Source organism: Streptomyces sp. SM1, assembly GCF_002910825.1.
Taxonomy (GTDB): domain Bacteria; phylum Actinomycetota; class Actinomycetes; order Streptomycetales; family Streptomycetaceae; genus Streptomyces; species Streptomyces okerensis.
On sequence record NZ_NEUB01000798.1, the window covers coordinates 1 to 10056 of the forward strand.

At 69.7% G+C, this 10056-nt stretch carries 7 protein-coding genes and 1 pseudogene; 4 read left to right on the top strand and 4 right to left on the bottom strand.

Annotated features, from left to right (window positions below):
• Positions 1-721, top strand: a 721-nt coding sequence (locus B9S61_RS24490) for an enoyl-CoA hydratase/isomerase family protein (protein WP_103544181.1), incomplete at its 5' end; no start/stop codon positions are given.
• Positions 722-2023: 1302 nt separating this feature from the next.
• Here the strand turns inward: B9S61_RS24490 and B9S61_RS24500 are convergent.
• The 3 genes from B9S61_RS24500 to B9S61_RS24510 all read right to left on the bottom strand — a co-directional run bounded on the left by B9S61_RS24500 (position 2024) and on the right by B9S61_RS24510 (position 4439).
• Positions 2024-3442, bottom strand: a complete 1419-nt coding sequence (locus tag B9S61_RS24500; RefSeq protein WP_103544183.1) for a DUF2252 domain-containing protein — start codon at positions 3440-3442, stop codon at positions 2024-2026.
• Between the two features lie 139 nt (positions 3443-3581).
• Positions 3582-3995 (bottom strand): SHOCT domain-containing protein, encoded by a 414-nt coding sequence (locus tag B9S61_RS24505; protein WP_103544184.1) that lies wholly within the window; start codon positions 3993-3995, stop codon positions 3582-3584.
• A 99-nt stretch (positions 3996-4094) separates the two neighbouring features.
• Positions 4095-4439: a carboxymuconolactone decarboxylase family protein gene (locus B9S61_RS24510; protein ID WP_103544185.1), complete on the bottom strand. Its 345-nt coding sequence runs from the start codon at positions 4437-4439 to the stop codon at positions 4095-4097.
• Between the two features lie 433 nt (positions 4440-4872).
• Between B9S61_RS24510 and B9S61_RS24515 the strand changes: the two are divergent.
• The 3 genes and pseudogenes from B9S61_RS24515 to B9S61_RS24525 all read left to right on the top strand — a co-directional run bounded on the left by B9S61_RS24515 (position 4873) and on the right by B9S61_RS24525 (position 8355).
• A pseudogene (locus B9S61_RS24515) lies at positions 4873-6219 on the top strand (diacylglycerol/lipid kinase family protein).
• 37 nt (positions 6220-6256) lie between these two features.
• Positions 6257-6742: a potassium channel family protein gene (locus B9S61_RS24520; RefSeq protein ID WP_258039834.1), complete on the top strand. Its 486-nt coding sequence runs from the start codon at positions 6257-6259 to the stop codon at positions 6740-6742.
• Positions 6743-7989: 1247 nt separating this feature from the next.
• Positions 7990-8355, top strand: coding sequence for a hypothetical protein (locus B9S61_RS24525; protein WP_258039835.1), 366 nt, complete (start codon positions 7990-7992; stop codon positions 8353-8355).
• 196 nt (positions 8356-8551) lie between these two features.
• Here B9S61_RS24525 and B9S61_RS24530 read toward each other — a convergent pair whose 3' ends face one another.
• Entirely contained in the window at positions 8552-9853 is a 1302-nt protein-coding gene (locus B9S61_RS24530) for an IS4 family transposase (RefSeq protein ID WP_258039752.1), read from the bottom strand.
• Between the last annotated feature and the right edge of the window lie 203 nt (positions 9854-10056).

Genomic DNA, 10056 nt, shown 5'->3' on the forward strand with positions numbered 1-10056 from the left:
CACCCGGACCGGCGCCGTCCTCCACGTCCGGCTCAACCCCGCCGAACAGGACGACGTCCTGAGCACAGCGGTTCTGGACGCCCTCATCACCGTCCTCGACGGCCTCCACGACCAGCCGGACCTCCGCATCCTCGTGCTCTCCTCCCTGGGCAGCGACTTCTGCCTGGGAGCCGACCGGCAGGAGTACCAGGAGAGCCTGGCCGCCGACCCCGCCGGGAACGCGCTGCTGCGCATCGCGGACAAGGCCCAGCGCCTGTGCCAGGCCCTGGAGAACACCCACGCCGTCACCATCGCACGCCTCCACGGCAAGGTCGTCGGCGCCGGCCTCGCCCTCGCCGCCTACTGCGACCTCCGCGCCGGCGCCGACACCTGCCAGTTCCGGATGCCCGAACTCGGCCTCGGCCTCGCACCCGCCTGGGGCGGAGCCATGGGCCGCCTGATCACGGAAGCAGGCGCGGCCCGCATACGCGAACTCATCCTCACCTGCGAGAACTTCGACGCCCCGACCGCCCACCGACTGGGACTCCTCCACAAAGTCGCCCCCCTCGACACCCTGGACCACACGATCACCTCCTGGACCAGACCACTGGCCCGGCGCTCACCCCAGGCCCTCGCCCTGACCAAGCGCATGCTGACCGGCTACTCGAAAGCCGCCCGCGTCGCCGACCCCGCCCTCCTCGACTCCCACCTCCTGACCGCCCAGCTGACCCGCCCCCACTGACCCCAACCCCGCACACCCGGCCCTTCTCCTACACACCAAAGCCCTTCTCGTACACACCCTCGCAAAGCACGCCGTACGAGAAGGCCACCACTCCATCCCACACCTCCAGCACATCCGATACATCCGGCACATCCACAAGACGGAGAAGCCGCTGCCGACCGTAGTGATCCACACCCGCCCCAAAGAACACCCCACGACCGGAAAGCTCCCACTCGAAGGGATCCCGGGACACAGAACCCGGCACGCTCCTCCCCCGCTCGGACCCCACCGGCCGACCGACCGCCCCACCCCACCCGTTGAACGCATCACCACCGCAGCATCACAACCAAAAACACTTCCCACCTTGCTCTGGCTTCTGATCATCTGTTGGGGGTTGATGCGGGCGGCGGTGAGTTCGCCCTTCGAGCTCGGTCACGCGACGTGCGAGGCCAGCGGACATGGCGGTCCTGCGCCGAGGAATGCTCCCAACTCATTTGCGGCCTGGCCGAGTTCGTGGACCCGGAATGGTGAAATCCGCAGAGCCGACCTGGCCCAGCCGCCCGCCAAGGTACAGGCGCGCGTTACGCTGGAGCCGGTCACGTTCGGCACGCAGTCGCACGGAACGTCTCCTCGCAAGCCAGTTCGAAATCGACGCAGAGACCGGACGAACCAGCCCGCTTAGCCCCCCAACGGCCAGCGACACAACGCCTACAGCTACAGCTACAGCTCCATCGACTCCCCCGAGCACCCTGCCCCCCGACCTGACCGCGACCACCCCCACGGGTGCGGGGAACAGCCGTCCACGTCCAAGCCGTCCAGCCAGGCCAGGAGACCATCCCCGCAGACACGGGAGGAGCAGTCGCTGTTCACCCAGAGCGCCGACCACTCACAGGGGCCAATTCCGGGCGAGCAGGTGGCAGCGGCCAGCACACGTCGACGAGTTCGGGCAGTACTGGACACCGCTCACTGGCGGAGTCGATGCCCCTTCCCCGCTACGCGGTGATACCGCGGTAGCCGTTCACCATGCCTTCGGAGTGTGCCGCCCTCACCGGTCCCCGCCCAGTCCGTCCGAACCACTCATACACGCCTCCTCAGGGCAGCCCGACCTGGATGTTGTCCGTCAGATGCGCCGACTCGGTCCGCAACCTTTAACGACGCTGTCTCGCTCCCAAGAGCCCGCCGAAAGAGTGACTTCGCCAACTGCCTGTCCTTCCGCTCATGGGCGGTGTCGGCGGACTTTCAATTCCAAAGCCATACGGTGGTGCCGTCTTCCTGAGTTGACCGCCCCTGCGTCCGGATTCCAACGCGTATGGCCCTGCGGCCTCAGGCCGCCTCAGCTGGGACGCGTCCCGCTCGGATGGCGTCGACCAGGACCTGGTGGTCCTTCTCGTTCTGGTCCGCGTACAGTTCGGCGAACGTCGCCAGCGCACGGTCGAAGACGTCGCCGCCGCCCAGATAGGCGGCGATCGCGATCCGGTCTCCGGACCTGGCGTGGGCACGGGCCAGCGTGGCACCGCACAGCCGGCCGAACAGGCCCATCCTCTTCGGCGACATGCTCTCGGCCACGGCTATACCCTTCCAGTCCCGCAACTGGCGTATGTAGAAGTCCCGCCGCTTGCCTTCCAGTCCCGTGACGCGCTCCCAGCCCAGGAAGATGTCGCTGGTGGCCTGCATGAGCCGCTGGCCGACGACGACGCGCTCGCCCTGCGTGCTGAACGTGCTGCCTCCCACGTAAGGCGCCAGAACCGACTCGTCGGCCTCCTTGGCCTGGAGGAACAGGGGATCCTCGTCATCCCTGCCCAGCATCAGGATGATCCAGCAGCGGGTTCCCACACTCCCCACCCCGACGACCTTGCGGGCCATGTCGGCGAGGCGATAGCTGTCCAGCAGGAAGCGGCGGTCCGTCTGCAGTGTCTGGCCGTAGCGCTCGATGAGCCGGCTGATCTCCTGCTCCAGCCTGCCTCGTTCGGCATCGGGGAGCAGATCCTGGAGCCGGACCAGCAACGGGGGATCGGGAGCGATCTGCCGCCTTCCGTCGACGACGTGCGTGAGCTTGTCGAAAGCCTGCAACGTGCCGTGCGCACGGGCCCGCTTCCGGGTGCGTTCCCAGCGATCGCGCTGCCCGGCGCTGAGCACCGGGGCGAACTGTTCCTGCAGTTCGTCCGCGTCGAAGCGGGTGTACCAGACGTCGAGATTGCCGAGTCCGGCGTAGCTCCGCATGCGCTCGCGGTAGGACCGCACGGCCGCCCGCACCACCGATGTACGTTCCTTGGCGCTGAAGCCGTTCGCCCGGCCCGCGATGACCAGGCTGGCGGACAGCCGCTTGACGTCCCATTCCCACGGCCCGGGCAGTGTCTCGTCGAAGTCGTTGATGTCGAACATCAGGCGGCGTTCCGGCGACGCGAGCAGCCGGAAGTTGAGCATGTGCGCGTCGCCACAGCACTGCACCCTGATCCCGCTGCACGGCGTCTCCGCGAGGTCGGCGGCCATGATGGCGGCGGCCCCCCGGTAGAAGCGGAACGGCGCCTCGCTCATCCTGCCGTAGCGGATCGGTACGAGTTCCGGCACCCGCGTCGCGGACTGCTTCTCGATGATCTCCACCGGGTCCGTGCGCTTCGGCGGGGGCCTGAACTCGGCGTGGCTGGACCGTGGCGCGTCGCTGCGCGCGGCCTTGCCACGGGCGACCCGCTCCTGCGGAGTGAGGTGCCGCGTGTCGATGCCGGAAGGGTGGTTCTCGGTCATTGCAGACCCTTCGGTCGCGGGTGGCCGCCGTGTGCGGGGCTACGAAGCCGCCGGGCGCCGCGCCGCGGGTGCCGGTCGACCGGCTGACCGAACAAGGGCGGCACCCACGGTGGCCTGTGTCCGGACGGGCACGCGCGGGTCAGTGAAGGACCTTCTCCTTGGCCCGGCGGTACTCGTCTTCGGTGATGTCGCCCCTGGCGCGGATCTCGGAGAGCCTGACGAGTTCGTCCGCCTCGCTGGCCCCCGCGCCGGCGGCGGTCTCACGGATGTACCGATCCGTCTGTTCCTGCTTGGCCCTGGCATGGCCCTGCTCGCGCTTGCCCATGTTCTTGCCGCGGGCGATGACGTAGACGAAGACGCCCAGGAAGGGGAGCACGATCGTGAAGAGGAGCCATCCGGTCTTGGCCCATCCGCTCAGGTCGTCGTCGCGGAAGATGTCCACCACGACGCGGAAGAGCAGGACGAACCACATGATCCACAGGAAGAACCACATGATCGCCCAGAAAGCCCCCAGAACGGGAAAATCGTAGGCCAGGTACACGCTGCTGCTCATTGCTTCTCCTCTGGGCGTCGTCCGCCGGGGTCCTGGCGGACCTGCCCCGTGTCCACCTGAAGGCGGCGGGACTCACGGGCGGTCCCGGTCGCTTTGCTGCTACTGGTCCTCGGTGCTGATGTCGAGCCCGAAGGCTTCGCCGATGGCGCGGGCGGCGGACACGACGCGCGCACTGCCCACCACGGGCGCGATCGCCACGAGCGTCCCCTGGACCTTCTCCAGTGGCACACCGGCTTCCGCAGCGGTGCCGAGATTGAGGAGGTAGGAAGGCGGGGAGGCATCCATGGCCACCAGGGCGGCGATGCGTGCGAGGAGGTACGTCTCCTCGTCCAGCCCGGAACGTTCGAACGTGTCGAGGGTCATCTGGACGAGCATCTCGAATACGGGGGCGTCCGCTTCGGCGAGGGCGGTGACACCTTCGGCGCCTGTGTCTGTCCGGGCCATGGTTGAAGTCCCTTCCTGAGCGTGGTGTCGTGCACCTTCATGACAGCGCGGCCTGCCGTGGACCGCATCACCCGGAAGGGGTGATCGTCCGGTTGCCGGCGACCGGGTGCTGCGGTGCCTCGGACGCTGCGGAGCGGCCAACGTGTCACCGACGTGCTCGGCTGCTTACCGGAAGCGGAGATGCGGAGAACCCGCGCCGACGGCCCGGCACACGGCGTGCTGCCTGCCCGCCGACGGACGTCCTGCCGCAGGCCTACGACCTCTGATCGACGGCGTGCCACCATCGGACCGGCCCACATACCTACCCACACGCGCGAGGACCCTCGGCCTGTGCGGGGCGCTCCGTCCGGAGGAATCCCCCGGAGCGGGTGATGTCGGTCCGGTGGAGGCACGGTGGCATGGAGCGAGTGCACCCGCCCTCTGGGAGGTCGACATGTCCGGTGGCCGTTCCGTGCTCGCTCCACGCTGGGCCGCACGCGTGGCTGTGACCGCGGGTATCGGGGCGATCACCGTGATGCTGGTCCTCGCCGGACCGGACAGCCTGCTGCTGCTCCTCGTGGGGGCGGCCGGGCCGGCGGTGGCGGCGGTGGGCGTGTGGTGGGCGTGTGGTGGGCGCTCGTCCACACCGGCATGGTCAGGGTGCTGGCCGAGGTCCTGGCCTTCGCCGCTCCCACCGTCGTCGTCGTGCTCTACGTGGCGTCCGGGCTGCTGTGGGTTGTGCTCGTCTCGCTCGCGCTGTGGGCCCTGGCCGTCTTCTGCGGCCGGGGCGCGCTGGCCGGCGCCGAGACCGCCCCGGCACGGACTCCGCAAGGTGCACAGGCTCCGCCGCGGCGCCCTTACCTGATCATGAACCCGCGCTCGGGTGCCGGCAAGGTCGGCCGGTTCGGGCTGCGGGAGAAGGCCGAGGCACTCGACGCCAAGGTCTGCGTCCTGGACGTGGCACGCCGGCAGGACGTGGCCGCACTCGCCCGCCGGGCCGCCGACGCGGGCGCCGACCTGCTCGGCGTCGCAGGAGGCGACGGCACACAGGCCCTGGTGGCGGCCGTGGCCGCGGAGCGCGATCTGCCGTTCCTGGTGGTCTCCGCCGGCACCCGCAACCACTTCGCCCTGGACCTCGGGCTGGACGGTGACGACCCGTCGAAGTGTCTCGAAGCGCTCACCGACGGCATTGAACTCCGCATCGATCTGGGTGTCGTCAACGACCGGGTGTTCGTCAACAACGCGTCGTTCGGCGCCTATGCCCTCCGTCGTGCAAAGCCCCGCCTACCGTGACGACAAGGTTCGCACCACCCTGCGGATGCTGCCCGATCTGCTGACGCACCATGACGGCCCGCGCCTCTCCGTGCGCGCCGAGGGCGTGATCGTCGAGCAGCCGCAGGCCGTACTGGTCAGCAACAACCTGTACCGGACGGACGACCCGGCGGGGCTGGGCCACCGGGAGCGGCTGGACTCCGGCGTCCTCGGCGTGCTGGGCGTCAAGGTCGACAGTGCGGCGCAGGCAGCGGGCATACTCCGCGGCCCCCGGGCGCCCGGGCTCGCGCGGCTGACCGCCCGGGAGGTCGTCGTCGAGGCCGATGCCGACGTGATCCCGGTCGGCGTGGACGGCGAGGCCCTCCAACTGCCCGCCCCGGTCCGGTGCCGGATCCGCCCGGGCACTCTGCGCGTGCGGGTCCCCCGTGACCGCCCCGGCGTGCCGCGCGGTCGGCCTCCAACGGACTGGCACCGGGTGCGGCGGCTGGCCCTGACGGCGACCCGGAGGAATGAGGGACATGAGAAGTAACGGTGCGGAACCTGGCCCTCGCGCGACCTTGCCGGCAGTGGCGCGGGCGATCGTCGTGTCGGCCGGGCTGGTCGTCGCCTACTACCTGCTGCCCATGGACACACGGTTCGACGGCGGAGCGGTCACCGGTCTCGTCCTCGGCCTGATCGCGGTGACGGCGCTGTTCCTCTGGCAGGTGCGTGCGATCGTCCGTTCCCCGCACCCCGAACTGCGGGCCGTGGAATCGCTCGCCGCCGTCATCCCTCTGTTCCTACTGCTCTTCGCCACCTCGTACTTCCTGCTGGAGCGAGCCGCACCCGGCAGCTTCACCGAGCCCCTCACCCGCACCGACGCCTTGTATCTCGCGCTCACCGTGACCAGCACCGTCGGCTTCGGCGACATCACCGCCCACACCGAGACAGCACGCGTCATGGCGATGATCCAGATGGTCGGCGGAATCCTGCTGGCCGGCGTCGCGGCCCGGGTGGTGGTCAAGGCCGTCGAGGCCGGCCGGCGCCGACAGGGTGCGGAGAAACGTGGCTGAGCTGTGCGGCTGACGCTCCGCGCCTTCCACGACGGCATCGGCGCACGGCCCCATGGGGCCGTGCGTCCGCGCGCAGCCTCTGCGGAAGTCGGGACCCACAAGGCCCGTACCCGTCCACGACCTGCGGGATTCAGCCTTCGCAGCGACGCAGTAGTACGACCGCGGGTGAATGACCGTGTCCCGCCCGTGCGGCCCACCCAGGCGTGCCGTCTTGCCGTGCATCTGTGGAAATGAGGGCAAGCCAATCCCCGAGTATCCCCGTAGCCCCGTGACCAGCCCGTACGAGCCGCCCGAACCCGGCGCAGCCCCGAAGGGGGACGCGCGTGCCAAGGCGGGGAGCGGGCACCAGGGCGGTTCGGCATCCGCGCGGATCACCAGGAACATCAGCTCGGCCGTGCTCATCGTGCTCACCTGCATCCTGGTGCCGGTCGCACTGCTCACGGTCTGGGTGCACGACATCGTGCTGGACACGGACCGGTATGTGTCGACGGTCTCGCCGCTGGCCTCGGATCCGGCGATCGAGGACGCGGCGGTCAAGCGCATCACCGAAGCCGCCGACGTCCGGGTGGACGGCACCCAGGTCACCTCGGACATCGCCGCGTGGCGGCAGTCCCAGGGACTGCCGCCACGCGCTGCGCAGGCCCTGAAGGGGCTGGGCCCGCAACTCGACTCCGCGGTCAACGACACGGTCGAGAAGGTGGCCACGCGCTTCGTGGAGAGCGACCGCTTCGAGCGGATCTGGACGAACGCCAACCGGGCCGCCCACACCGCGGTCGTGGACGCGCTCACCGGCGAGGGACGTGGCTCCGTCGGCGTGAACGGCGGGACGGTCACTCTCGACGTCGGCGAAGCCGTCGACCAGGTCAAGCAGTCGCTCGTGGACGCCGGTGTGTCCCCCGCCTCCAAGACCCCCGAGGTCGACAGGCAACTGGTGCTCTTCCAGTCCGACCAGCTGGAGAAGATCCGCGACGGCGCCCGTCTGCTGGACACGATCGGGAACTGGCTTCCCGTGATCGTCGTGGCGATCGGCGCGTGCGGCGTGCTGCTGGCACACCGGCGCCGACGGGCCCTTGCCCGCACGGCTCTCGGCGAGGCCTTCGCCTGCCTGATCATGTCGACCGTCCTGGTCGTCCTCCGCCGCTACTACCTGGACCACCTGCCCGCCCCAGGTCCAGGCGGAGGCTGCCGCGGCGGCCGTCTTCGACACCCTTCTGAACTTCCTGAAGGTCAGCCTGCGCACGGCGATCGTGCTCGGTGTCCTCATCGCACTCGGCGCCTATCTGGTCGGCCCAGGAAGGTTGCCACGTGCCGTCCGGGGCACCTCCGACCGCACCGCGGACTCCGCCGCGCGGTGGGCGTACGGGCACCACGTCCGCAGCGGCCGGGTGGGCACCTGGACCGAGGCCCACCGCCGGTGGATCGCGCTGGGTTTGCTGTTCATCGTGGCCTTGGTCTTCGCGTTGTGGAACCATCCGACGGCTCTGACCGTCCTGCTGCTGGTCGTCATCCTGCTGGTGCTGCTCGCCCTTCTCGCTCTCCTCGCCGCCTCCGGCCGCGCCGCGGCCGTCGACGCCGAGCGGGTGACGCCACACCGCCCGGAGAACGGCGAGTGATTCCTTCCCCGCGCCCGGGGTGCCTGGTCCTCCAGGCTCGTACCGTGTCGGCGGCCGGGTCTCGCATAGCCGGTCGCACAAGGACGGCGCGAGTCCCCTCCGACGATGGCGAGGCGCCGGTGCCACCACGCGGGTCACTGAGGCGGAAAAGCTCGACGCTCGCGGCCCCTGGATCCTTTGGCGCAAGGCCATGAAGTTATGGGCTGATGGGCCCTGTCAACAGGATGTCGATGCTGATGGTGGCCTTGTAGGTGCGTCGGTCCATGCGCAGGCTCTTGTACGCGTATCGGGACAGTGGTCGCTTGACGGCGCGGGGACTGACGCGGAGTCGGCGTGCTGTCATCGGCTGGTTCAGGACGGCGCGGCCGATGGTTCCGACGAGGTCGACGGCGGTGTCGGCGATCACGCCTGCGGCCTGGATGACCTGGTCGCGGGCGGTTTGGAGGGCGATGCTGGAGCTGGCCCGGTCGGGGTCCGCGTCGGGGAGGGTCGCGGTGGCGTCGGCGATGGCGATCCGGATCAGCTGGTAGGCGGTCAGCAGGGCGTAGACCTCCTGGGCGATGCCGGCCATGGTCCGGGCGCGCAGGACCCGGCGTCCGAGCATGGACTTCTTGATCGCGAAGAAGGCGGATTCCGCTTCCCACCGCTCGTGATACTGCTTGACCAGCTCGAATGCCGGGTGGCGGTGGTGGTCGAGCAGGGTGGTGGCCAGGCGGTAGACGCCGGTGGTGCGGCCGGCGGTGGTGGCGATGGTGATCTCGCATTCGATGATGCGGACCTCCAGCGTGCCGATCCGGGACAGGAACGAGCCGTCGTCGAAGCGGTGCAGGACCGGTGGCTTGCGGGTGGCGGACAGCCGGGCGAGGAACGCGGCGCCGGTGTCCGCGACCGTGGTCAGGAAGGCGTTGGAGGACAGGCCGCGGTCCAGCAGGACGATCATGCCCTCGTGCAGGGAGCGGGCCAGGCGCTTGCCGTGGGTGGTCTCGCCGCTGGTGCGCGGGCCGAAGACGGCGTCGATCACTGCCCGGGTGCCGCAGGCGACCAGGGTGACCAGGCAGATCTGCGGATAGCCCGAGGTGGCGTACTGGTTGGAGCCTTTGCCCAGGTGGGCTCGGGTGGCGGGACCGTCGGGGACATCGAGGTACGTGCCGTCGACGGCGACGACCAGCAGTCCCGCCCAGCGGGCCCCGGTGGTGCGGATCGCGCTCGCCGGGCCGCGCAGCAGGTCGAACAGGGCCCGCATGGGGCGAACGCCGAGCCTGGCGCGGGCGTGCCACAGTGCCGTCGCGGTGATCTTCGGGACAGGCAGGGAGCGCAGTGCGGAGGTCATCCTGGCCCACACGGCCGGATAGCCGCACTCCTCGAACAGAGCAGCAGCCAGGAGGAGGTAAACGACCACCCGGGCAGGGAGTTTCCGCAACCGCTGCTGGACGGCCCCGCACTCGGCCAGGGCGGCGTCGGCCATCTCGAACGGGACGATCTGCGTCAGCTCACCCAAGTGACCCGGAGCGAAAAGACCGTCGGCTACCGCGATCTCGCGGCTGATGACACACTGACCCGACAGCGGAGCCTCCGGTGCTGTGAACGGCTTGTCTTGGCGGACCAGCCAGTTCTACCGGGGCTCCGCTTCTCGCGTCCGGCGTTCCTCCAGATCAGACCCCACCTGCAGCCACGAACCCGACCCATAACTTCATGGCCTTG